The 24,310-nt window shown below is 74.7% G+C and carries 16 protein-coding genes; 5 read left to right on the top strand and 11 right to left on the bottom strand.

The genetic code is table 11. The features are described from left to right. Positions 1-14 precede the first annotated feature (14 nt). Entirely contained in the window at positions 15-971 is a 957-nt protein-coding gene (locus EV374_RS31175; protein ID WP_132240743.1) for a beta-ketoacyl-ACP synthase III, read from the bottom strand. Positions 972-1,150: 179 nt separating this feature from the next. Here EV374_RS31175 and EV374_RS31170 point away from each other — a divergent pair, with 179 nt between their 5' ends. Further along, the gene (locus EV374_RS31170) at positions 1,151-1,987 is read left to right on the top strand and encodes an SDR family NAD(P)-dependent oxidoreductase (RefSeq protein WP_132240742.1); all 837 of its coding nucleotides are present in this window, start codon (positions 1,151-1,153) and stop codon (positions 1,985-1,987) included. Here EV374_RS31170 and EV374_RS31165 read toward each other — a convergent pair. From EV374_RS31165 to EV374_RS31150, 4 genes are all read right to left on the bottom strand, one after another. Further along, on the bottom strand, positions 1,959-2,705 hold the full coding sequence (locus tag EV374_RS31165) for an SDR family oxidoreductase (RefSeq protein WP_132240741.1): 747 nt from the start codon (positions 2,703-2,705) through the stop codon (positions 1,959-1,961). The two genes, EV374_RS31170 and EV374_RS31165, sit on opposite strands and share 29 nt — an antisense overlap. Continuing rightward, positions 2,702-3,214: a hotdog family protein gene (locus EV374_RS31160; RefSeq protein WP_132240740.1), complete on the bottom strand. Its 513-nt coding sequence runs from the start codon at positions 3,212-3,214 to the stop codon at positions 2,702-2,704. Before EV374_RS31160 ends, EV374_RS31165 begins: the two co-directional genes overlap by 4 nt. Beyond that, the gene (locus tag EV374_RS31155; protein WP_132240739.1) at positions 3,211-3,585 is read right to left on the bottom strand and encodes an ApeI family dehydratase; all 375 of its coding nucleotides are present in this window, start codon (positions 3,583-3,585) and stop codon (positions 3,211-3,213) included. The genes EV374_RS31160 and EV374_RS31155 overlap by 4 nt, the downstream gene beginning before the upstream one ends. Before the next feature lie 145 nt (positions 3,586-3,730). Beyond that, positions 3,731-5,548, bottom strand: coding sequence for an AfsR/SARP family transcriptional regulator (locus tag EV374_RS31150; protein WP_132240738.1), 1,818 nt, complete (start codon positions 5,546-5,548; stop codon positions 3,731-3,733). 307 nt (positions 5,549-5,855) lie between these two features. On the opposite strand from EV374_RS31150, the gene lanM reads away from it, so the two are divergent. The 4 genes from lanM (at position 5,856) to EV374_RS31130 (ending at position 13,966) form a co-directional block, all read left to right on the top strand. Then, positions 5,856-9,128 (top strand): type 2 lanthipeptide synthetase LanM family protein, encoded by a 3,273-nt coding sequence (gene lanM, locus EV374_RS31145; RefSeq protein WP_486486059.1) that lies wholly within the window; start codon positions 5,856-5,858, stop codon positions 9,126-9,128. Positions 9,129-9,214: 86 nt separating this feature from the next. Continuing rightward, complete coding sequence (locus EV374_RS31140; RefSeq protein ID WP_132240737.1) at positions 9,215-9,451, top strand: hypothetical protein; 237 nt, start codon at positions 9,215-9,217, stop codon at positions 9,449-9,451. Between the two features lie 83 nt (positions 9,452-9,534). After that, positions 9,535-12,435, top strand: a complete 2,901-nt coding sequence (locus EV374_RS31135) for a LuxR family transcriptional regulator (RefSeq protein ID WP_486486058.1) — start codon at positions 9,535-9,537, stop codon at positions 12,433-12,435. 91 nt (positions 12,436-12,526) lie between these two features. After that, positions 12,527-13,966 carry a nitroreductase family protein gene (locus EV374_RS31130; protein WP_132240735.1) on the top strand — a complete coding sequence of 480 codons (1,440 nt, stop codon included), beginning with the start codon at positions 12,527-12,529 and terminating at the stop codon, positions 13,964-13,966. Positions 13,967-14,002: 36 nt separating this feature from the next. On the opposite strand, the gene EV374_RS31125 is transcribed toward EV374_RS31130, so the two are convergent. The 6 genes from EV374_RS31125 to EV374_RS33670 all read right to left on the bottom strand — a co-directional run bounded on the left by EV374_RS31125 (position 14,003) and on the right by EV374_RS33670 (position 24,265). Next, positions 14,003-15,277, bottom strand: a complete 1,275-nt coding sequence (locus EV374_RS31125; protein WP_486486057.1) for a vWA domain-containing protein — start codon at positions 15,275-15,277, stop codon at positions 14,003-14,005. After that, complete coding sequence (locus EV374_RS31120) at positions 15,274-16,515, bottom strand: AAA family ATPase (RefSeq protein WP_132240734.1); 1,242 nt, start codon at positions 16,513-16,515, stop codon at positions 15,274-15,276. The genes EV374_RS31125 and EV374_RS31120 overlap by 4 nt, the downstream gene beginning before the upstream one ends. A 59-nt stretch (positions 16,516-16,574) precedes the next feature. Then, positions 16,575-17,999 carry a hypothetical protein gene (locus EV374_RS31115; protein ID WP_132240733.1) on the bottom strand — a complete coding sequence of 475 codons (1,425 nt, stop codon included), beginning with the start codon at positions 17,997-17,999 and terminating at the stop codon, positions 16,575-16,577. A 184-nt stretch (positions 18,000-18,183) separates the two neighbouring features. Next, a complete protein-coding gene (locus tag EV374_RS31110) occupies positions 18,184-21,465 on the bottom strand; it encodes a discoidin domain-containing protein (RefSeq protein ID WP_132240732.1) in 3,282 nt (1,093 codons plus the stop codon). Continuing rightward, positions 21,462-22,904: a glycoside hydrolase family 43 protein gene (locus tag EV374_RS31105; protein WP_486486056.1), complete on the bottom strand. Its 1,443-nt coding sequence runs from the start codon at positions 22,902-22,904 to the stop codon at positions 21,462-21,464. Before EV374_RS31105 ends, EV374_RS31110 begins: the two co-directional genes overlap by 4 nt. Positions 22,905-22,981: 77 nt before the next feature. Then, a complete protein-coding gene (locus EV374_RS33670) occupies positions 22,982-24,265 on the bottom strand; it encodes a cellulose-binding protein (RefSeq protein WP_486486055.1) in 1,284 nt (427 codons plus the stop codon). Positions 24,266-24,310 lie beyond the last annotated feature (45 nt).

The following is a 24,310-nucleotide window of genomic DNA, read 5'->3' as shown; positions in this document are numbered from 1 at the left end:
TTTCGGGAGGGTGTTCAGGGCATCCGGACGATCTGGCCGGCGTAGGCGAGGCCGGCGCCGAAGCCGAGCAGCAGCGCCTTGTCGCCGGGCTTGGTACGGCCGCTCTCGTGCAGCCGGCTCAGCGCGAGCGGCACCGAGGCCGCCGAGGTGTTCCCCGTGTCGATCACGTCCCGGGCGACCTTCTCCTCGGGGATCTCCAGGATCTCGGCGAGCTGCTCGATGATCCGCAGGTTCGCCTGGTGCGGCACGAACCAGTCGATCTCCGACAGGTCGATCCCGGCGCGGGCGCAGGCCTCCCGGGCGACCGGGGGGATGTTCTTGGTGGACCACCGGTAGACCAGCGGCCCGTTCATCGAGGCGTACTCCTTGCCGTCCTTGGCCCACTTCGTGCCGAGGATCGGGGCCCGCCGGCCGTCGCTGCCCCACACCACGGGACCGATGCCCTCGGTCCCGGAGCGGGAGATCACCGCCGCGCCCGCGCCGTCGCCGAAGATGACGTACGTCGCCGGGTCCTCGGGGTCGATGAACTCGGTGAGGTGCTCGGCGCCGACGACCAGCACGTTGCGCGCCTCGCCGAGCCGGACCGCGTTCGACGCGACCGACACCGAGTAGGCGAAGCCCGCGCAGGCGGCGTTCAGGTCGAAGGCGCCGGTGGCGGGGATGCCGATCCGGTGGGCGACCTCCGGCGCGCCGCCCGGGATCCGGTCCCGCTTGGTGGCGGTGGCCAGGATGAGCAGGTCGACCTCGGAGGGGTCGACGTTCGCCATCGCCAGCGCCTTCGCGCCGGCCTCGGCCGACATCATCGGCACGGTCTCCCCGGGACCGGCGGCGTGCCGGGTCTTGATGCCCGTGCGCTCCTCGATCCACTCCGTGGTCACGTCCGTACGCAGTGCGATGTCCGGGTTGGTGACCACGCGGGTGGGCCGATAGGCGCCGAGCCCGGTGATCGCCGAACCGAAGATGCTCGACATCGTTCTCCCTTCGTCAACCCGGCCGGCAGCCGTGTCGAGGACTGCCGGGAGAAAGGCTCGGGCAGCCGCCTCATAGCTTCTCTACATATCGACGCGGCATAGGAATGCCATAGCCGGCGGCGGAAGTCTGCGCCGGGCACGGACCGCCGAGGCCCGAAGGCCGAGCGAGAAGGTCCAGGATGAGAGACTTCACTGACAGGGTGGCGGTGGTCACCGGCGCCGGCTCGGGCATCGGCCGCGCGCTCGCCGTCGAGCTGGCCGCCCGGGGCGCCCGGCTCGCCGTCTCCGACGTGGACGACGAGGGGCTGCGGGAGACCGTACGGCGCTGCGCGGGCCGCGACGGCCAGGTGCGCGGATACCGGTTGGACGTGTCGGACCGGGCCGCGGTGCTGGCGCACGCCGAGCGGGTCGAGGGCGACTTCGGCCGCGCCGACCTGGTCGTCAACAACGCCGGGGTGACCCTGCTCGCCTCGGTCTCCGACGGCACCTGGGAAGACCTCGAATGGGTCATGAACGTCGACTTCTGGGGAGTCGTGCACGGCACCCGGGCGTTCCTGCCGCTGCTGACGGCGTCGCGGGGTCACCTGGTCAACGTCTCCAGCGTGCTGGGGCTGGCCGGAGCGCCGATGCAGAGCGGGTACAACGCTGCCAAGTTCGCCGTCCGGGGCTTCACGGAGGCGGTGGCGCAGGAGCTGCGGGCCGACGGGGTGCCGGTCGGGGTGAGCTGCGTGCATCCCGGCCGGATCAGGACGAACATCATGCGCAACGCCCGCAACGACGGGTTGCGCGACTACCAGGCGGTCCGGGAGCACTTCGAGCGTTCGGTGGACGTCACGGCGGAGCAGGCCGCCCGCGCCATCCTGCGCGGGGTGGCCCGCAACCGGGCCCGGATCCTGGTCGGAGCGGACGCCTACCGCACCGAGATCCTGACCCGGCTGCTCGGACCGTGGTACCCGAGGCCGGCCGCCGGCCGTAGCCGGCGGCCGGTCACATCGACAGGCCGCCGTCCACGGTGACCACCTGACCGGTCAGGTAGGACGCCCGGGAGGAGAGCAGGAACGCCACCACGTCGGCGATCTCCTCGCTGCGCCCGAGCCGGCCCAGGGCCACCCGGTCCCGGGCGATCGCGCCCAGCTCGTCGGAGAGGGCGGCGATCATGTCCGTGTCGACGTAGCCGGGCGCCACCACGTTCGCCCGGATGTCGTACCGGCCGACCTCCTTGGCCAGCGCCTTGGTGAAGCCGATGATCCCGGCCTTGGAGGCGGAGTAGTTCGTCTGCATCGCGTTGCCGGCCACCCCGGACACCGAGGAGACCGTGACGATCGACCCCCTGCGCCGGCGCATCATCCGGCGGACCACCGCGCGGCAGACGTGGTAGGTGCCGTCGAGGTTCACCTCCATCACGGAGCGCCAGTCGGCGTCGGCCATCAGGGCCAGCGGCCGGTCCCGGATGATCCCCGCGACGGTGACCACCGCCTCGGGGTCGCCCAGCTCCCGCTCGGTGGTCGACACGAAGTTCCGCACCGCGGCGGGGTCGGCGACGTCGACCGCCAGCGCCAGCACGCGCCCGCCGTCTCCGGCCGCCTCCGCGACGACCTCGTCGGCGGCGTCCTTGCTGGACTGGTAGCACATGGCCACGTCGTAGCCGTCCCGGACCAGCCGCAGCACCACCGCCCGGCCGATGCCCCGGGAGCCACCGGTGACCAGGGCGACGGGCCGCCCACCGGCGCTCACCGCGCCGCCCCGGACGCCACCGGGGCCGGCTCGGCCGGCTGCGCGGGGGCCGCCGGGTGGGGCTCCCGGGTCGCCGCGTCGAGGGACGCGCGCAAGGACTCCACCGACCGCATCGCACCGACCAGGCGGCCCACCCGCAGCACCACGGTGGACCCGACGACGCTCTCGCCGGTGACGAAGGCGGTGTCGGCGACCAGCCGGGTCATGGTGACGTGGTGCTCCACCGTCTCCCCCGGCAGCACCGGCCGGCCGAACCGGATGCGCTCGAAGACCCCGGCCACCGGCACGCCGTCGGTCAGCACGTCCGGCATCGGCCGGTCGTGCCGGATGAGCACGAGCGCCGCCTGCCCCCAGGACTCCAGCAGCAGCGACATCGGCAGCGGCCGGTCACCGGTGACGGTCAGCGAGCCCACCAGCCGCCGGCGGGGCACCAGCTCGGTGACCCGGTCGACCAGCAGCATCGGCGGCCGGTGCGGAATGATCCGCCTGATCTCCTCGATCCCCATCATGGTGCGCACTCCTCGCTCGCGTAGCGCAGCAGCACCTCGGCGACCGGCACTGCGGCGGCGGCGACCTCGCCCCGCCACAGGTCGCCGCTGCGGCGGATGGTCACGACGAGTTCGTCGTCGCCCCGGAAGGGCAGCAGGAACCGGCAGCTGACGATCTCGGCCAGCGTCAGCTCGGGGGCCGCGGCGCGGACCGCCCGGTGCACGAACTCGAAGATGTGGACCCCGGGCAGCAACGGAAATCCCGGGTAGTGGCCGGCGAAGACCGGATCGCCGAGGTCGGGGCGGATCCTGGCCACGATCGTGTCGGGTGCGACGTGTTCCACGTCGATGGGAACGGCCGTCGCGCAGTCGGCCGATGTCAGGGCGTTCACCAGGCCACCATGGGCCCGGCGGCTATATCTTCTCTACTGTCCCGGCCCGCCGCGCGCCCGGCGGCGCTGGTCACGGCCGGCAGGGGCGCGCGCCGGCCGCGCCCGGGCTGCGGGCGCGGCCGAGAGGGTCGGGACCGGCGTCGGGTCAGTTCCCCACCGCGCTCAGTGCCCCGGCGCCCGCCACCAGCACCCGGTCGGCCTGGTCGGCCTTCTCCCGGGCGAAGACGCGCACGAGGTCGTGGAAGCGGAACCGCTGCCGCCGGCCGCCGTCGGACTCGACGATCTCCAGCAGCCGGGCGTCGACCAGGTTCTCCCCCACCTCCTCGCCGGCGTGCCGGGACACGCCCAGCACCTCGGCGGTGCACCAGCTGGGGAAGGCCGGCGTGCGCAGCAGCGCCAGCCGGCGCAGGGCGAGCTGGCCCAGGTCGGCCAACTGGTGGTAGCTGCTGTCCAGCCGTTCCCGGACGTCCATCGAGCCCAGCCGGAGCTCGTCCAGCCGGTACCGCTCGTCGGCGAGCCGGTCCGCCAGGTACCCGAGCGACCAGTGCGGGCGCGCCAGCAGCCGGGATCCGGCGACCCGGACGCCGAGCGAGAGCCGACCGCACAGCTCGACGATCCGGGCGGCCGCGTCGGCCTCCTCGGCGACCCGCTGCGCCCCGATGATCCGGCCGAGCAGCGCGAGCGCCTGCCGCCGGTCGAGGGTGCCGACCTCGATCGACGTGGCGCCGGCCAGCTCGGGCATGCGCAGCCGGCTGGTGACGATGACCTGACAGCCGGGGTCGCCGGGCAGCAGCGGGCTCACCTGCTCGTAGCCCGCGGTGCCGTCGAGCATGACCAGCAGCCGCCGGCCGGCGAGCTGGCTGCGGTAGAGCCGGACCCGCTCGTCGAGCCCCTTCGGGATCGCCGACTCGGCGTGGCCGAGGCTGCGCAGGAACCAGCCGAGCACGTCGTACGGCTCGACGCAGTTGCCGCTCGCGCGGCCGAGGTCGGCGTAGAGCTGGCCGTCGGGGAAGGCGGTCCGGGTGAGGTGGGCCGCGTGCAGGGCGAGCGTGCTCTTGCCGACGCCGGCCATCCCGGTCACCACGGCGACCGGCGGGCAGGCCCTCGGCTCGGCGGTCAGCACCCGGAGCAGCCCGGTGAGCTCCTCCTCCCGGCCGGCGAAGTCACCGACGCCGGGCGGGAGCATCGCGGGCCGCACGCCGTGCCAGCTCGGCTCCGCGACGACCGCCGGGGCCGGAGGGCCGGCGAGGATCGACCGGTACGCCTCGGTGAGCAGCGGCCCCGGGTCGACGCCCAGTTCGTCGGCGAGCACCCGGCGGCCCTCGTGGTAGGCGGCCAGCGCGTCGGCCTGCCGGTCGCAGTGCAGCAGGGCGGTCATCAGGTGGCCCCGCAGCCCCTCGTGCAGCGGGTGCTCGGCGACGAGCTGGGTGATCTCGGGGACCAGCCGGACGTGGCGTCCCAGCCGCAGGTCGGCTTCGATCCGGCTCTCCAGGACCGCCATCCGCAGCTCCGCCATCCGGTGCGACTCGGCCGTCACGAGGTGCTCGGTCACGTTGGACAGCGCGGGGCCGCGCCACAGCGACATGGCGGCGTGCAGCCGTTCGGCGGCCTCGGCGTACCGCCCGTCGCGCAGTGCCTCCCGACCGGCCTCGGCCAGGCGCTCGAACTCGTCGAGGTCGAGCCGGGCGGCGCCGGTCCGGATCTGGTAGCCCGACCACTGCCGGACGATGTCCACCTCGGCGCCGAGGTACTTGCGCAGCCGCGAGACGTAGTTGTAGAGCTGGGCGGCGAAGGTGGCCGGCGGGCGCTCCCCCCAGAGCAGCTCGCACAGCCGGGTGTCCGGCACGGTACGCCCCCCGGCGAGCAGCAACGCCGCGAGCACGGTGCGCTGCTTCGCACCGTCCAGTGCCACCTCCGAGTCACCCTTCCAGGCCCCCACCGGCCCGAGTACCCGAAACTCCATCCTGGCTCCGTTCATCACGCCGCCCCGGGTAGAACAGTCGCCCGAAGACTCATCGGCACTGGCAGAGTCCACATGCGTGGGCGGCACTCAATTTCCCGCCGGCGTCACGCTGGCCGTTCAATTGATCACCGATCGTGACTAGGATGGGGCGGGTCGCAGGTGGGGCGAGGAGCCGCTGCCGGCCCGGCCGGTCCCGCCGGCCGCGGACCCGGGCGGGTCCGCGCGCACCGGCGTGGCCAGCAACGGGGCAGGAATGTGAGTAGTTTCCACTCATGAACTCCGCGCCCCGCTCTGGCACCGTGCAACGGTGACCTCGACTCCCCTGGCCGGCGCCACCGATCACGCCTGCTCCGGCGTACGGCTGGCCCCGCACTGGTGGGCCTCGGGGCTCGCGCTGCACGAACGCGCGCCGGGCCTGGTCGTCGGCGCGCCCGGCCGACGCCCCGCCGACGCCCCGCACGACGCGGACGGCACGGACCGCACGGACACCGCGGCCGGTACGGGCGCCGCCGGCCCCACGCGCGGCGCAGCCGGCACGGCCACCCGCGGCCCCGCCGGCACGGACAGCATGGGCGGCGCGGACGGCACAGGCAACACTGACGGCACCCGCAGCACCGGCAGCGCCGACGGCGCGGACGGCGCCGGCCGGCGGCTGGCCCGGTGGCGGGACGGGCACGGGCCGGGCCTCGGGGCGCGGCTCGCCGAGGTCGGCCTCGACGAGGCGGGGCTGCGCGACCTGCTGGCCGAGGACCGGGCCGCGCTCGCCGCCAGGACGACCCGCCCGGCGTGGGCGGAGACCGTCGAGGCGGCCCTGGCCGCCGCGGCCGCGCCGCAGCGGCCGACCGAGCAGGCGGACTGGCGGGCCGCCCTCACCGCGCCCCTGCGACCGTTCGGGCAGGTCGCCGCCGACCGGTTCCTCCTCGGGGCCCGTCGGATCGCGACGGAGAAGACGGTCGACCTGGCCGCCCTGGCCGACCAGTTCGCCGCCGCGCTGGGCCGCCGCCTGCTCGCCGTCGCGGCCCGCACGCTGGTCTCGGAGCTGCACCGACGTCGGGCAGCCGGACGGCTCGCCGGCGCCGACGGCCGGGCCCGCTTCGCCGACTTCGTGGCCCAGCTCTGCGACCCCGCCGGGCTGGCCGAGCTGGTGGACCGCTATCCCGTGTTGGCCCGCCTGCTGGCGCAGGCCGGCACGGCGGCCGCCCGGTCCGGGCTCGAACTCCTGACCCGGTTCGTCGCCGACCGCGACGACCTGGTGGGCACCCTGCTCGGCGGCGACGACCCCGGCCCGCTGGTCGCGGTCGGCAGCAACCTGGGCGACGCCCACACCGGTGGCCGCACGACCAGCATGCTGCGCTTCGCGGACGGCCGACGCGTCGTCTACAAGCCGCGCGACCTGGCCTCCCAGGTCCGCTTCACCGGGTTCGTCGACTGGCTGGAGCAGCGGGCGCCGGGGCTGGGGCTGCGCGGGGTCGCCGCCCTGACGCGACCGGGCTACGGCTGGTCGGAGTACGTCGACGCGACGGCGCTGCGCCACCCGGGGCAGGCGGACGGGTTCTACCGCCGCCAGGGCGCCCTGGTCGCGCTGCTGCACGCCCTGCACGCCACGGACATGCACTACGAGAACCTGATCGCCGCCGGCGACACACCGGTCGTGGTGGACACCGAGACGCTCTTCCACCCCGCGCTGGGCGAGCCGGTGGGCACCGGCGACCCGGCCGCGGACCTGCTGACCGCCTCGGTGCACCGGACCGGCCTGATACCGGTGATCGTCGTGGGCGACCAGGGGGCGATGGACCTGTCCGGCGTCGGCGGCGACCGGGGCGAAACCGCACCCGTCAGCGCGCTCGACTGGGCCGACCCGGGCACCGACCGGATGCGGCTGACCCGACGGGCCGTCGACTTCGCCGGCGGCCGCAACCGCCCCCGCGTCGGCGACGCCCTGGTCGATCCCGGTGCCCACGAGCCGGCGCTGCGCGAGGGGTTCCGGCAGGCGTACGAGACGATCCGGGCGCACCGTCGGGAGTTCACCGAACTCGTCGCGTCGTGCGCCGACGTCCCGGTACGGCTGGTCGCCCGGCCCACGTCGGCGTACCACACCCTGCTCACCGAGACCACCCACCCGGACGTGCTCGGCGACGCGCTGGAGCGGGACCGCGCGTTCGGCGTCCTCTGGTCCAGCGTGGCCGGGCACCCCTTCCTCGCCCAGTTCCCGCGGCACGAGGCCGCCGCGCTGTGGGCGGGCGACGTCCCGCTGTTCGAGGGCACTCCGGGCAGCCGGACCGCCCGCGTCGCCGGGGGCGGCGAGCCGCTGCCCGTGCCGCTGGCCCGCTGCGGGCTCGACGCCGCGCTGGGCAAGATCGCCGCGCTGGGCGAGGCCGACCGGCGGCACCAGGAGTGGATCGTCGCGGCGACGCTGGCGACCCGGCGCCCGGTCGACGGGTCGCACGAAGCCGCACCGACGTCCCGGCCGGTCGCGGACGCCGCCGCGTCGCCGGAGCGCCTGCTCGCCACGGCGTGCGCGCTGGCCGACGAGATCCAGACCCGGAGCGTGACCGGCGCGGACCGGGTGAACTGGCTCGGCCTGGAGCTGGTCGACGACCGGCAGTGGCTCGTCCTGCCGATGGGGGCCGGGCTGGCGAACGGGCACCTCGGGGTCGCCCTCTTCCTCGGCCAGCTCGCCGCGGTGACCGGCACCGCCCGCTACGCCGAGCTGGCCCACCGGGCCGTCGCCGGGGTGCCGGGGCTGTTCCAGCTGCTCGACGCGCGCCCGGACCTGGTCGCCGCGATCGGCCCCGGCGGGCTGTACGGCCTCGGCGGCATCGCGTACGGGCTCGCCCGGCTGTCCACGCTGCTCGCCGACCCCGGGCTCGCCGGGCAGGCCCGCGCGGCGGTCGACCTGGCCGCCGCCGCCAGCGCGAGCCCGGCGGCCGTGGCCTGGGCCGACGGCGGCGCGGGCTGTCTCGCCGCCATGGACGCGGTGCACGCCGAGCTGGGCCACGCGCCGGCGGCGGCACTCGCCCGCAGCTGGGCCGACCGGCTCGTGGACGCGATCGAGCGGGACGAGCTGCCGACGGGGGTGGGCTTCGCCGACGGGGTGGCCGGCATCGGCTGGGCGCTGGGCCGCCACGCCCGCACCGGTGGCGCCGGGTACGCGCGGGCGGGCCGGCGTGCGCTGCGCCGGGCCGGCACCCCCGGCGGCGACGGGGCGGCGGGGTACGGCTGGTGTCGCGGCGCCGCCGGCCTGACGCTCGCCCACCACGCCCTCGCCCCCGACGAGGCGGTACGCCTGCTCACCGACCGTCCGCTGCTCGACGACCTCAGCCTCTGCCACGGCGAGCTGGGGGTCGTCGAGGCGACGGGTGTCCTCGACGGTGGCGCGGCCCGGCGACGTGCCGGCCGGATCCTGGACGCCGTCGACCGGTACGGGGCGTCCTGCGGGACCCCGGGCAACGTGCCCACCCCCGGTCTGCTCACCGGCCTCGCCGGCATCGGGTACGGGCTGCTCCGGCTCTCCGGGGCCGGGCCGGTGCCGTCGGTGCTGCTGCTGGAACCGACCCCTGAACCGCGCACCTCGGGTTGAGGTCCGCCGGGCGACCGACGACGATCTCCAGAGGAGCCGCCAGCTCCGGAAACGACCCATGAAGTCACCAACAGGAGGAATGACAGTTGTCCGAGAACCAGCTCCCCCCGTGCCGTGTCGACGAGACCGACTCCGCGGCGCCCGTCGACGACCCGGCCGGGGCGATGTGGCTGCAGCCCGTCGTGACCTTCGGGATCCGCGCGGCGGCCCTCGCCAGCCTGGTCGTGCCCGTCGGCATGGTGATCGGCGGTCTCGTCGGTGACGCCGGCGCGGCGGCGGACGCCGCGCCTCTGACGACCTGCTGCCCCGAGAAGCCGATGTGACGACGGCACGGTAGCCGTTCGGGGGACCGGCGTCGACAGCACCGCGTTGGGCGGGGCCTGCCTCCTCGGATAGCGTGCGCAGTGTGTACCGCTCCTCGAAGTTCATCGGCAGGGACGCCGAACTGCGCGCGGTGCTGGACAGCCTCGAATCGGCGCGGGCGGGGCGGGGCGGCGCGGTCTTCGTGGTGGGCGAGAGCGGCGTCGGCAAGTCCCGCCTCGCGTCGAGGGTCGCGGAGCTGGCCACCGCGGCGGGCATGCGGGTGATGCGGGGCCGGGGCAGCACGATCGGCACCGCGGTGCCGCTGCGCCCCCTGACCGAGGCGCTGCTGTCGCTGCTGCGGTCCGGGCCGGTCGACCCCACCGTGCTCGGGCCGTACGGCCCGATCCTCGGCCGGCTCGTCCCTGACTGGGGCCGGCCGCCCGCCGACCAGGAGAACGCGTCCCTGGTGATCCTCGCCGAGGCCGTCCTCCGGCTGACCGGCGTGGCCGGCGCGGGGCGGGGTTGCCTGATGCTGCTGGACGACCTCCAGGACGCCGACACGGAGACGTTGACCGTGCTGGAGTACCTGATCGACAACCTCGCCCTGCAACCGACCCTGCTGCTGGGGGCGATCAGGGCGGAGCCCTGCGCGGCGTCGACGATCGCCCGGTCGGCCGCCCAACGTGGTCAGTGCACCCTCATCGAGCTGGGCCGCCTCGACGACGACGCGCTGCGGCAGATGGTCGGCGCCTGCCTCGACGCCGACCCGGAGCGGGTGCCGGCGGCAGCGCACGCCCTCGTCTCGACGGGCAGTGCCGGCAACCCCTTCCTGATCGAGGAACTCGTCGCCGGCATGGTCGACGGCGCGCTGCTGATCGGCGGCCCGGAGGGCTGGCGGCTGTCCGAGGAGCTGCCCGCCGCCCTGCCGGGCACCCTGGCGCGGGGCATGGCGCAGGGGGTCGAGCAGCTCGGCACCCAGGCCCGGGAGCTGCTTTCGATGGGTGCGCTGCTGGGCCAGCGGTTCCCGCTGGCCGTGGTGCAGGCGGCCACCGGGCTGAGCGACCACGACGTGCTCGACCACCTGTGCGGCGACGTCGCCGGGCGGCTGGTCACGGTGGACGACCAGCTCACCGACTGGTACGCCTTCCGGCACCGGCTGACCCGGGAGGCGCTGCTCAGCCTCCTCGGCCCCGCCGACCGCGCCCGGCTCGCCCAGCGGATGGCCGACGCGGTGGCGGCGGTCTTCCCCGGCCTGCCGGGCGAATGGTGCCAGGTCTCGGCCACCCTGCACCTGGAGGCCGACAACCCGGAGGCAGCCGGCCGGCTGTTCACCGAGGCGGGCCGGCGGGCGATCGCGCAGGGCGGCGCCACCACCGCGGTCGCCCTGCTGGACCGCGCGATCGGCCTGCTGGGTGAGAACCCGGTGGCCCGGGCCGCCGCCCTCGAAGCCCTGCTGCACGCCCTGGCGGAGGCGGGACTGGTCGAGCGGGCGCTCGCCTCGGTCAGCACCCTCGACCAGATCGGTGGCGTCGATCCGCGCCGGCGGGCGCAGCTGCACACCCGGCTGGCCTGGGCCGCGACGGTCGCCGGCCGCTCGGCCGAGGGGCTGGCCCAGGTGGAGCAGGCGCGCGCCCTGCTCGGCCCGGACGCCGCCGCGGAGGACACCGCGCCGGTCGACGTGGTCGCCGCCCACCTGGTGCTGGACACCGCCGGGCAGGACCAGCTCGCCACCGCCGAGGCGCTGGCCCGCCGCGCCGCCACCGTCGCCGAGACCGTCCCCCTGCCGGTGGTCGCCTGCCAGGCCTGGCAGCTGCTCGGCGCGTTGATCCGGCACCGCGATCCGGCGGAGGCGACCCGGTGCCTGGAACGGGCCCTGGCGATCGCCGCGCAGCACCGGCTGCCCATCTGGGAGATCCACGCACTGATCCGGCTCGGCAACGACGACGCGCTGCGCGACGCGCGGCTGGACCGGCTCGAACAGGCCCGGGAGCGGGCCTCCCAGGCCGGCGCGGTGACGGCGCGCCACCAGGCGGAGGCCAGCCTCGCCCTGCACGCGGTGCTGCGGGGCGACTTCGACACCGCGGGTGCCCTCGTCCAGCAGGTGCTGGCCGCGACCACCCGGCTGAAGCTGCTGGAGACCACCCAGTACGTGCTGCTGGTCAGCGCCGTGCTCGCGGCGCACCAGGGGCGGCGCCGGGAGATGGAGCACGCGCTGGCCGAGTTCCGCCGGTGGAGCGGCGACCAGGCCCTGCACGCCTCCCGCGTACACGGGCTGGCCAGGGCCTTCTGCGCGCTGCTGGAGGAGGACCGGCCCCGCGCCCTCGACGAACTGGCCCGCGCGTTCCACGCCGAGGCGCAGAGCCCGACGGTCTTCCACCTCTCCGGCCGGCACGGGCTGCACCTGCTGCTCCAGGTCACGTCCGGCGAAGCCGGCTGGCCGGCGTACGAGGCGGTGCAGGGCGACTCGGCGAGCAGGCTGCGCTGGGACCTGCAGTTCGCCCTCTTCGCGAAGGCGGTGCTGCTCGGCCGGTCCGGTCGGCTGGAGGAGGCGGCGGAGGCGGCGGCGGAGGCGATGCGGGCCGGGGCGCCGTACGCGATGGGCCGGCACCTCGCGTTGCGGCTGGTGTGCGAGTCGGCCCTCGCCGACGGGTGGGGTACGCCGGTGCAGTGGCTGCGCGCCGCCGAGGAGCACTTCCACCGCAGCGACGTGCCGGCCGTGGCCAGCGCCTGCCGGGCCCTGCTGCGCCAGGCGGGCGTACGCATGACGCAGCGCCGCTCCGGCGCGGGCGACATCCCCTCCGGCCTGCGGTCGGTGGGCGTGACGGTGCGGGAGTTCGAGGTGCTGCGGCTGCTGGTCGGGCGGCTGAGCAACCGGGAGATCGCCGGTCGGCTGCACCTGTCCCCGCGCACCGTGGAACGGCACGTGTCCAGCCTGCTCGGCAAGACGGGCCTGCCGAACCGGATCGCGCTGAGCGAGTACGCCGCCGAGATGGAGAGCGGCTGAGCCGGCCACCCCGGCCCCGGCGCTCCCCGCACCGACGCGCGACCGCCTGTAGGGGCCACCGCCCGGCGCTCCGCGCTGGCAGGATGGCCGGATGGACCTCGACACCGGCGCCGGGCTGCTGCACCGGCTGACGTCCTACGAGCCGAGCCGCGAGTGGGACGTGCCCGTGGACGACCCGCGCGTCCGCCACGACCTCGTCCCGAACGACCCCGGGACCCTGCTGCCGCCCATGAAGGGCTACCCGGACGGCCCGGCCGTCCTCGCCCTGCCGCGCGACCTGCCCGACCCCGGCGTCCCCGCGGCGGCCGTGCTGGCCGGCGTCGCGTCCCCCGCGCAGCCCCTCGACGCGGCGCAGTTGGGCCGCGTGCTCTTCCTGGGCGCCGGCGTCGTGCGCACCGCCGAGCGCAACGGCCGCCCTTTCCTCTACCGCGCCGCCGGCTCGGCCGGGGCGCGCTTCCCCCTGGAGGTCTACGCGAGCACCCGGGGCGTCGCCGGGGTGCCGGACGGCGTGCACTGGTACGACGCGCGACGGCACGCGCTCGTCCAGGTGGCTCCCGCCGCGACCGGGACGGTCACGACGCTGGTGGTCACGGGCGTGCCGTGGCGCACGGGGTGGCGCTACGCCGAGCGCGGCTGGCGACACCTCTACTGGGACGCCGGCACGCTGCTGTCCCAACTGTCGGCGGCCGCCGACAGCGCCGGCCTGTCGCCGCGGCTGCGGTCGCTCTTCCCGGACGCCACCGTGCGCGCGCTCGTCGGCGCGGACGGGGTGCACGAGTACCCGCTGGCCCTGCTGTCGTTCGGCGACGGCGATCCGGCGATCGGGCCCACCGGGCCGGCGCTCCCCGGTGAGCTGCCCCCGGTCGAGCTGCCGCTGTGCACCGCCGCCCAGCGCGCGGGCGAGCGGGACGTGCTCGGCGCGCCCTGGCCGTCGGCGGAGCCGCTGGCGGCGTACCCGCCGTCCGACCCGCTCGACGAGGTCGTCCGCCGGCGCGGCTCGCAGCGGCGGATGGACAGGTCCCGGACACTGCCGCGCGCCCTGCTGGAATGGCCCCTGGCCGCGGCCCTGCGCGGCGTGCCGGTGCCGCACTGGGTCGCCGTGCACGGGGTCGACGGGGTGCCGCCCGGCCTCTACCGGTGGCCCGACCTGTCGACGCCGCTGCGCGCCGGTGACCTGCGCGACGAGCTGCTCCGGGTCTGCCTGGACCAGGCGCTCGCCGGCGACGCCGCCTACGTCGTCGTCGCCGCCGCGCCGCTGTCGGCGCTCGACGACCGCGGCTACCGCGACGCCCAGCTCGCCGCCGGGCTCGTCGAGGGCCGGCTGCACCTCGCGGCGTACGCCCTGGGCGCGGGCGCCTCCGGCATGACCTTCCTCGACTCCGACGTCCCGGGGCTGTTGGGCGAGCCGGACGACCTCGCGGCGCTGCTCTTCACCTGTGTGGGCGTCCCCGAGTACCGCTCGCGCGCGGGCGGGCGGCCGGGCGCCCCGGTCGAGGTCCGCCCGGTCACGCCCCGCCTCGGCGGTGCGTGACGCCCCGGGGAGCTGGGCCGCGCGGCCGCCGCCGGACTACCCGATGACCACCACCCGCGCCCACTCCGGTGGTGCGTCCGGCACGTACTCGGGATCGTCCTCGTTCCACGATCCGGAGTACGTGTGCCGGCGGGGAAACAGCCCGACCACCGTGCGGCAGGGCGGCGGCGTGGCCGGCCAGGGCGTCTGCCCGTCGGTCAGGACGACGACGACGTCCGGGCGGGGCCGGGTCCGCAACGCCCGGGCGAAGCCCGTACGCAGGTCCGTCCCGCCCCCGCCCACCAACGGGATCTCCTCGGCACGGCACAGCGGGTGCACGGTCCGGGCCGCCGCGTCGCAGGACAGCACGCTGACCAGGTCACGCCGGCCGCCCACGGCGCGGGAGATCGCCGCGACCTCGAGCAGCGCGCTGCCCAGTTCGGCGTCGCTGACGGACCCGGAGGTGTCGACGACCACGCAGACCCGAGGGGGCCTGCGCCGCAGGCTGGGCAGGACGACGCCGGGAACCCCGGCGGAACGCCGCGCCGGCCGGCCGTACGTGTAGTCCTCGCCCGCGCCCGCGCCGGAGGCCGCCGAGCGGATCGCCGCCCCCAGCAGGTCCCGCCACGGCTGGGGCGGGTGGAACGCCTCCTCCGCCCACCTCCGCCAGCCCTGCGGGACGTCCCCGGGACGCCCGGTGATGCCCTCCGCCACCCGGAACCGCACCGCGTCGCGCTCCTGCGCGCTGAGGCCCTGCGCGCCGTCCGGCCCCAGGTCCCACTCCCGCTCCGCCCCGTCGGCGCCGCTGCCGCAGTCCAGCCAGACCAGCCCCTGCGTACGCGGCCCGAGCCGGAACTGTCGCAGGTAGTCCTCCATCAGCTCCCCCTCGGGCAGCCCCAGCGTCGCCGGGTCCACGACCCCGTCGGGCCGGGCCAACCCGTCGCCGAACACGTCGTCGTTGATCTCGCAGTCGGCGGCGATGTTCATCCGTAGCCGCTCCCCCGGCCCGGTCAGTCCCCGTTCCCGCGCGACCCGGTCACTGCGCCCGTGGTGGTCGCGGAGCAGGTGCGAAACCTCGTGCACCCATACCCCGGCGAGCTCCTCCACGGGCGTGCGGTCCACGAAGACCGGCGAGACGTAGCACCGCCAGTGCCGGTCCACCGCCATCGTCGGCACCAGGCGCGACTCCACCACGTGCAGGGCGAACAGCGCCGACGCCAGGTAGGGCCGGACCCGGGCGGCGTGCAGCCGGGCGGCGAAGAGCTTCTCCCGGTCCAGCGCGGGGCGAGCAGGATGTCCTGCACCCGGTCGAGGGCTTGTACCCGGACTCACCGGCCGGCCCCCGCGGCGGCCGCCACGCGTGCCTGGTCGGCGCGCCGGGAGACCGACACCGCCCCCGCGAGCCGCTCGATCGCCGCCGGCACGTCCCAGTCCTCCTGCCGCAGTGCGGCGAGCGTGCTCGCGGGGACGACCACGAGGTCCGGGGGGCCGGTCTCCAGCGCCCGGACCAGCAGCGCCCAGGCCGCGTCCCAGCGGGACCTCTCCGGGCGACCGCGGACCGCTTCCACCACCCCGTCCAGCACGGCCTGCCGCAGGTCTCCGCGCTCGGGCAGGACGGCGGTCGCCGGATCGGCCAGCAGCGTCTCGGGGTCGGGAAGGTCCATCCGGTCCATGCTGGCGAGCAGTTCCAGCCCCGGGCCGTCGCCCACCGCGCCCCGGACCAGCATCGACAGCACCTCCCGGGAGGTGCCCGCCGCGGTCGCGAAGGCGATCAGGCGCAGGGTCATCTCCCAGCTGCGGGGCGAGGGCCACGGGCCACCCCGGCGGGTCTCGTTGCCGGGCAGCCGGTGTACGAGCGCGGGGCGGGCGGACAGCAGCCCGCACACCGCGCGGCGGGCGAAGGTGACGGCCTCCGGCAACCGCTCCGGGTGCAGCCGGGGCAGATCCGCGCGGGGCCAGGTGCCGCCGAGGCCGCGCACCACGACCTCGTGGTCGTGCACCCACTGGAGGTGGACGAAGCGGTTGGCCAGGGGCGGACTCAGTTCCCAGCCGTCGGCCGCCGAGGATCGCGGGTTCGCGGCGGCCACGATCCGAATGCCGGGCGGCAGCCGCAGCGCGCCCACCCGCCGTTCGAGCACGAGGCGGAGCAGGGCGGCCTGGACGGCCGGCGGGGCGGTGGACAGCTCGTCGAGGAACAGCAACCCACGACCGGCCCGGGCCAGGCGTACGGCCCAGTCCGGCGGCGCCATCGGGACGCCCTGTGACGCCGGGTCGTCACCGACGATCGGCAGTCCCGAGAAGTCGGACGGCTCGTGGACGCTGGCGACGACGGTCGTCAGCGGCAGGCCCAGCTCCGTCGCGAGCTGCGTGAGGGCGGCGGTCTTGCCGATCCCCGGTTCGCCCCACAGCAGCACGGGAAGGTCGGCGGCCACGGCCAGGGTCAGCGCCTCCAACTGCGTGTCGGGGCGAGGTTCGGTGCTGGTGTCGCGCAGCAGCGCGAGCAGTTCGGCGGCGACGTCGAGCTGCGGGGCGTGGGCCTGGTCTGCGGGCAGGACAGTAGCAACGGTCATGGTTATCACCTGTGTCTCTCGTGGCGGTTCGGGGTGGGAGCGGAGCGGGGATTCCCCGGTCAGCGGGCGATCGTGTGACGCGGGTACGAGCGGCGGTCACGGGTACGGCGGTGTCCCGGGGCGGTGGGACCCCGGCCGGAGCCGGCAAGTCCGGCCCGGAACAGTCCGTACTCGACGCGCCGCAGGGCGGCCGTCTCCAGTTCGTCCCGTAGCGCCCCGGCGCGCAGCACCGCGTCGGGCCCGAGCAGGGCCTCGACGACGGCGAGCGCGGCGGTGGTGTCGCCGTGGTCCAGGCGGGCCCGGACCTCGGGGAGGCATTCCGGGTGGCGGTGCGCCTCGTCGATCGCCCGCAGGCAGGGCAGCGGAGTGCCGGTCAGCGCGGCGAGGAGTTCCTCCCGGCGGATCTCGGCCGGGTCGTGGTCCAGGGCGACGAGCACCCCGTCGACCAGGCCGATCCGGTGCCAGACCCCCCGGCACCGCACGCGCCAGGGTTGCCTCACCGGACACGGCGTCGAAGGTGCCGTAGCCGCCGGCCGGTCGGGAACCAGTGCCGACGCGACCAGCGGGTGCAGGCGGTCGGGCTCGATCAACCCGGCGCGGAGCAGTTCCAGGTCGGGTGACACCCAGGTCGCCGCGTCCGGCAGCACCGGCAATGGCCGGTCGGGACCCGGCGTGGGCCGGCGCGCGCCGACGCGGCCTCGCGGGGGCGACCAGACGAGCCGCGCCTCGGGTGGCCCTGGGCCGTCCCCGCCCGGGGCCAACTCCAGCAGGAGTCGACGCCGGGCCCCGATCCGCACGGCGACCGTGTCCCCGGGACGTCCCTCGGCCTGGAGCAGGATGGCTGCCTCGGCCGCCCACCGGTCCACCGCCCAACCCCGCCGCCCTGCCGTCGTCGGTGGACCCGGCTCGTCGACTGGTCGGCCGCCGGCGGGTGGGTGGCCCGCCCCCGAGCGGGTCCGCAGCTCACCGGTCCGCCGCGCGTCCCACAGGTGGCGGTGCAGGTCGAGGCGGAACCGGTCGTCGGGGTGCGGGTGCGGATGACGGGAACCGGCCCCGGAGCGGGAGCCGTCCCAGAGCGCCAGGCTGAACCGCTGGCCGGCGTCCGCCCAGGCCGGCGGCGTCCGGGCCACGAGGTGCACCGCGTCGCCGCCGCCTCCGGCCGGTTCGTACCGGGCCAGGGCGATGGTCAGGCCGGGACGCAGCAGCCCGTCGGGCGCGATCCTCGGCAGGTGCCAGCGCAGCAGGTCGGGCGCCAGGTGGCGAAGATCGGCCCGGAGCCGGTCGGCGAGTTCCCGACCATGGGTACGGGCCACGGAGCGCGGCTCGACGTCGACGTCGACGCGGGCGGCGGCGCACGCCCCGGCCCAGTCCCCGACGGCCCGACGGGCGGCGGCAACCTCGATCATGGACGGCGGCACGGCGAACTCGCGCACGCGCAGCCAGTAGGACGAACGGAGATCCGGATTCGCGGCCGGGGAGCGCATCAGCACTCACCTTGCGAGAACCGGGCCCCCAATCTGCTGAGAGACGGAGTCATCATCGCCGGGGAGCATACCGGGGTGGGCAGCGATCTGCCCACCCTTACCCGGCCGTCCCGGCGGGCCACGAAGCCGGTGTCCGGGCGGGTGCCGCACGTGGCACCCGCCCGGACACCCGGATCGGGGCCGGTCAGCCGAACGCCCTGACCTCCAGCAGGCCCACCGAGGCGGCGCCGCTGGTCAGCACCACCCGCAGCCGGGTCGTGCTGACGGCCGGGAACGTCACCCGGTTGTAGGCGTCGGCCGCCGTCGGGTAGCCGCCGGCCCCGGGCACGTCCGCGTACGCGCTGCCGGTCCAGTACTGCAACCGCCAGGACGCCGGCAGCCGCACGCCGCCGCCGTCGTCGAAGAAGTAGACGTCCACCGACCGCACCGACTGCGGTGCCGACCAGGTGAGCTCCGCCCACTGCTCACCGGTCTCGGGCCAGGTGCCCCAGCGCGGGTTGACCGTGTCGTTCGACAGCGGCGGGTCGATGCCGTCGTTGACCGCCGCGACCGTCTCCCAGGGCGAGGTGTACGACGCCGACGCCGTGGCCGTACCGGCCAGGTTCTGTGCCGGTGGCGGGCCGCCGCCCCGGCCGTACGCCTTCACCTCGGTCAGCCCGGTCCGGAAGCCGGCCGCGTGGGTGAGCCGCACCCGCAGCCGCGCGGTGCTGACCGGGGTGAACCGGACCCGGTTGTGGTTCGCGCGCGGCGTCGCGGGGGTCTTGGCCTGCGCCGCCGCGTCGACCCACGTGCTGCCGTTCCAATACTGGACGGTGTACGAGGCCGGCGCCCGGTAGCGGTTGCCGGCGCGGTCGTCGCGGAAGTGCAGCCAGACGTCGTCGACCGTCCGTGCCTGGCCCAGGTCGATGTCGAACGTGTCGGTGGCGTTCGGCGAGCCGGAACTGCCCCACAGCGGCGCGTTGGTGGGGAAGCCGTCCACCGCCGCCGCGGTCGACGTGCCGGCGGCGGTGTAGGACGCCGAGGTGCCGGCGCCCTGGGCCAGGTTCGGGGTGGTCGACGTGAGGTCGACGCCGGCCTTGGCGAACATGTCGACCATCCGGGCGCTGCTCTGCGCGACCTGCTGCGGCAGCCGCAGGCCGGGGAACGCGGCGCTGAAGGTGGTGGTGCCGCCCGCCGGCAGGGTGACCGTGCCGGTGGCCGGATCGTAGAGCAGCCGGGTCAGGCGGTCCACGGTGGCGACCCGGTTGCCGTCGAGATAGAGCGAGTAGCCCTGCGGCACGCCCGGATAGCGGGTGACGCCGTCGGCGGGGTCGTCCCAGACGATGCTGAGGTTCGCGTTGCGGTAGCGCAGGTTGTTGACCGCGAAGTGCGACCAGCCGATGTCGATGGGTGACAGCTCGACGGTGGTGTCGGTACGCGGCCGCAGGCCGGCGACGTCCTCGATCACCGTCCAGTTGCTGCTGCCGAGGATGTTGTGGTGGATCCAGGACCGGTAGGTGATGGCCGAGCCGTTCCAGTTGGACCAGAACTCGTTGGCGTCGGGCCACTGGGTGTTGCCGTTGACGTACTGCGCCCAGGTGTTCCAGTAGAGCAGCTTCTTGTAGTGCTCGGCGGTCATCCACTGGTTGGGGTAGTTGCGCAGCACCGACGAGTAGAGGCGGAACTGCACGGTCGAGTTGATGGTGGAGAAGTTGTTGCTGCCGGGGTGGCCGGCGGCGGCCGCCGCGGCCTTGTCGCGCTGGTTGGCGGTGTAGAACGGGAAGATCGGATACTCGGCGGGATCGTCGAAGAGCCGCAGCGCCTGCCGGTAGGTGGCGGTGTTCGGCATCAGGCCCACCGCGTACGGGTAGTAGTTGTTGACCTCCTTCCACGGCACGTGGGTGTTCGTCGCGACGTGCCGGTGCTCGATGAGTTGCCGGGTGGGGTTCCACAGCACGTTGACGATCCCGTCGCGGACCCGGTTGGCGAGGGCCCGCATCTCGTTCGCCTTGGCGGTGTCGCCGAGCACCGCGTACGCCCCGGCGGCGGCCAGGGCGTTGCTGTAGACGTAGGCGCCCTCGGCGCGGTCCAGGTTGCCGGAGCGCCAGTGGAACGAGACGGCGTCGGCGTCGTTGCCGGTCATCGCGCCCCAGTCGTACTCGATGACCCCGTTGTTGTCGGTGTCGTAGGTGGCGAGCTGACCCTTGACGTCCATCTCGGCGTAGCGGGCGAGGTTGCGCAGCATGGCGGGCTGCCCGCCGTGCAGCTGGTACGCCCGCCAGGCGGCCTCGGAGACGTACTGGGTGTAGCTGTTGGACCAGTTCTCCGGGTCCCCGGGGTTGTCCATGAACCGGCCGTTGGCCGACGACTGCCCGACCGACAGCCACGGCCCGTACGAGTGGACCGGGTCGCGGAGGTACTTCAGGTCGTCGATGTGCATGGGCTGGGTCAGCACGATGGCGTTGTTGTAGCCGGTCACCCCCTCGATCGAGGTGGGGAACTGGAAGTCCTGGCCGGGGATGTCGACGTCGAGGTGGTTGAAGCGCATCAGCCACCAGCGGTAGTAGATGTTCTTCTTGATGGCCGGGTCCGGCACGTCGATGTAGGGCACGTTCTCGGCCCACCAGCGGTGGTAGTCGCGGACGTGGGTGGCGAAGGCGTTGGCCGGGGTGGTGGCGCGGTAGCTGGCATACTCGGTCGCCGACTCGGGGATCTCGTCGGTCAGGAAGCCCATCTGGACCTTGGTGCTGACGCTCTGCCCCGCGCCGAGGATGACGGAGCGGGTCAGGCCGCCGCTGGCGACCGTGAAGCCGTCGCCGGAGAGCCGGGGGCGGACGGTGGTCAGGTTGTTCTTGACCGTACGGCTGCCGGTCAGCTCGGTGCCGCTGCCGGTGGTGGCGTACGGCGAGGTGACCCGCAACTGCACGGTGCTGCTGGCCGATCCGGTGTTGGTCACGGTCAGGTTGGTCACCGCGACGTTCTGGTGGGTGATGAACTTCGTGACGTCGACGCGCAGCGATCCGCCGGTGTGCACACTGCGCCAGTGGCTGGGGGCCTGCCAGCGCTGCGCCACCTGCTCGGTCAGGGCGCCGGTGCTGGCGGTGATCGCGTAGGCGTTCTGGCCGCTGATGTTGTCCCAGTACGCCGTGCTGCCGCCGAAGCCGACGACCGCCGGATTGTGGGTGTACATGAACAGGCCTCGGCCCCGGCTCATCAGCCAGGGGCCGGCCGGGTCGTTGCCGGGACGGGCCAGCAGCCGGTCCAGCCAGAAGTCGGTGCCGGCGCGTTCGGCGTCGTAGATGGCCCGCATGGTGTCGCCGGTCTGGTAGCCGACCGGCGGCGCCGGCACGGCCGGGCCGGTGAAGGTGGGATAGCCGATGGTCTGGGCGGCCCGCGCCGGCCCGGTGGCGACCTGGAGGACGCCGGCGACCAGGGTCGCCGTGACGAGCGCGGCCAGGCCCGCGCGTGCGGGGCGGAGTCTGCTCATGACGGGAACGCCATCCATTCCAGGGCACCGGTGGAGTAGCCGGTACGGGAGGTGACGGAGAGTCGCAGCCGGGTCGTGCTGACCGGGCTGAAGGTGGTCACGTTGTAGGTGTGACCGGCCGTGCCGCAGGCCGTCTGGTTGGGCACGTCGACGTAGGCGGTGCCGTTCCAGTACTGCACCCGGCAGGACGCGGGCAGGTCGATGCCCTGGTCGTCGTCGAACCAGTAGACGGCCGTCCGGCCGACGGTGCGGGCGCTCGGCCAGGTGTACTCGACCCACTGGGTGCCCTGCTGGGGCCAGTTGCCGTACGCCAGGTTGCCCCGGTCGGCGGAGCTGGCCGGCACGCCGCCGTTGTTGAGCGCGGCCAGGCTCTCCCAGGCGGACACGTGGGAGGTGGACGCGGTGGCGGCGGGCGCCAGGTTGGTGCCGGCCGGCGGCTGGCCCCCACCGCCGGGGTTGGGCGGCGGGCCCGTGCTGGTCTGGGTGACCGGTTGGATCGTGCCGTCGGCGTTGAAGTACATCCGGTCCACCGCGACGGAGCGGCGGAAGTTGCCGCCGCCGGGCGCGTTGGCGTTGTGGTAGACCATGTACCACTGGCCGTTGAGCTGGGCCACGCCCGCGTGGTTGGTGGTCGACGACACCTGGCCGAGCACCACGCCCCGGTGCGTCCACGGGCCGAGCGGGCTGGTGGCGGTGGCGTAGCGCTGGCAGGCGTAGCTCGACGAGGTGACGCAGCCCTGGGTGTCGTTGGCCGCGTACAGCATGTAGTAGAGGCCGTTGCGCTTGAACATGAACGGGGCCTCCCAGAAGTGGGTGAGCCCCTGCGGGGTGACCACCTCCCCCACGGTGTCGACCATGTTGCTGGCCAGCCGCACGGCCCGCGCCCCCCAGTAGCCGCCCCAGTAGAGGTACGCCTGGCCGTCGTCGTCGACGAAGACGGTGGGGTCGATGTTCAACGGCGACGAGTTCGGCGTGCTGTCGCTGATCAGCGGGCCGCCCTTGGCGTCGGTGAAAGGGCCGAGCGGGCTGTCGGCGACCGCCACGCCGATGTTCATCCAGCCCGGCCCATTGCCGTTGACGGAGGTGTACCAGTAGTACCTGCCGTTGCGCTGTTCGACCTCGCTGGCCCAGGCGTCCGCGCCGGCCCAGCCGAAGGTGCCGATGTTCGCGCGGGCGCCGTGGTGGGTCCAGTTCGCGGCGTCGGTGCTGGACAGCACGTGCCACTCGCGCATGAGGAAGTTGCTGGTGCCGGTGGGCGCCTCGTCGCGGCCGGCGTAGACGTACATCGTGTTGCCGACCACCAGGGGCGCGGGGTCCGCGGTGTAGATCGTGGTGATGATGGGGTTGGCGGCCGAGGCGGGCAGCGCCGCGGCCAGGCTCGCGGCGAGCGTCGCGGCGCAGCCGGCCGCCAGGCTCCGGAGCAGGGGTCGTCGTCGCACGGGGTCTCCTGTCGGTACGGACGGAACGGGACGGCCGCCGGTGCCCCGGAACCGGCGGTGGTGCGCTGGCCGGACGGTCAGTAGCCGTAGCGGCCCTTCAGGTGGCGCCACCAGTCGCGGAACATCCACCTGTCGAACTCGGTGATCTGCGCCGCGCTGCCGGCCTTCATCAGGAACCCGCCCACACCGGTGGGCGTCCAGTCGTAGAAGTCGTCGAGGCCGAAGCTGTGCCCGATCTCGTGCAGCACGATGTGCATGTCGGCGGCGTTGATGTTGTTGACGAAGTACTCGCTGCCGACCCGTTGGCCCCAGTCGCCGCCCGCGCCGCCGCCCATCCCGGCGGTGAGCCACAACGACATGTCGTAGTGCCGGGCGACGCCGCCCGGGCAGTTCGGGTAGGTGCCGCTCTGGTTGAAGAACCGGCCGCACGGCTCGGCGCACTGCGGCGCGTTCTCCCGGATGTCGTTGACGTAGATGTCGACGGAGTTGTCGCTCCACTGCAACTGGTTGCGGTCGCGCACGGCCCAGCCGACCACCCGCACCGGCACGTCCCCGTACGGCCAGGCGTTGTGCCCGACCATGACGTCCGTCCACTTCTTCACCTGCCGCGCCAGCGCGGCGTGGATCTGGTCGCGCAGGGCCGCCGAGACAGGGGCCGGCGAGTCCCACCGGACGCAGTAGTTGAGGTAGCCGCGGTTGGCCATCACCTGGTCCCAGCCGTAGTTGCGGAAGGTGTGCAGTTGCGGGTACGTCTGCTCGTAGTGCTGCCAGACCTGGTCGAGCGGGGTGACCAGGTTGGCCGGCGGGTTCCAGCCGCTCGGCGGCGGCGGGTCGCCGGGCGGGTTGGTGTGCGCCTTGACCTCCAGCACCCCCACCGAGGCGGCGCCGCTGGTGAGCAGCACCCGCAGCCGGCTGGTGTTCACGGCCGTGAAGGTCACCCGGTTGTACCTGTCGACCGCCACCGGATAGCCGCTGGCGCCCGCCACGTCGACGTAGCCGCTGCCGTTCCAGGACTGCACCCGCCAGGCGGCCGGCACCCGTACGCCGCCGTTGTCGTCGAAGAAGTAGACGTCCACCGCGCGGACCGTCTGGGTCGAGGGCCAGGTCAGGTCGACCCACTGGGTGCCGGTCTGCGGCCAGGCGCCCCACCGGCGGTTGGTGGTGTCGTTGGAGCGCGGCGGGTCGACGCCGTCGTTGATCGCCGCCACGCTCTCCCACGGTGAGGTGTACGAGGCCGACGCGGTGGCCGTCCAGGCCAGGTTGTCGCCGGGCGCCGCCTGCGCGGGGCCGGCGACGAGCGAGCCGGACGCCAGCAGGGACAGGGCCGCGACGGCCGTCCCCACCGTTCGGATCCACTTCATCTCGTCACTCCAATCGATAGATGGAAACTCATGGATATTTTGGTG

The organism is Micromonospora sp. CNZ303 (assembly GCF_004345505.1).
Note: the sequence above shows the minus strand (reverse complement) of the source record. Positions and strands in the feature narration are given on the sequence as shown.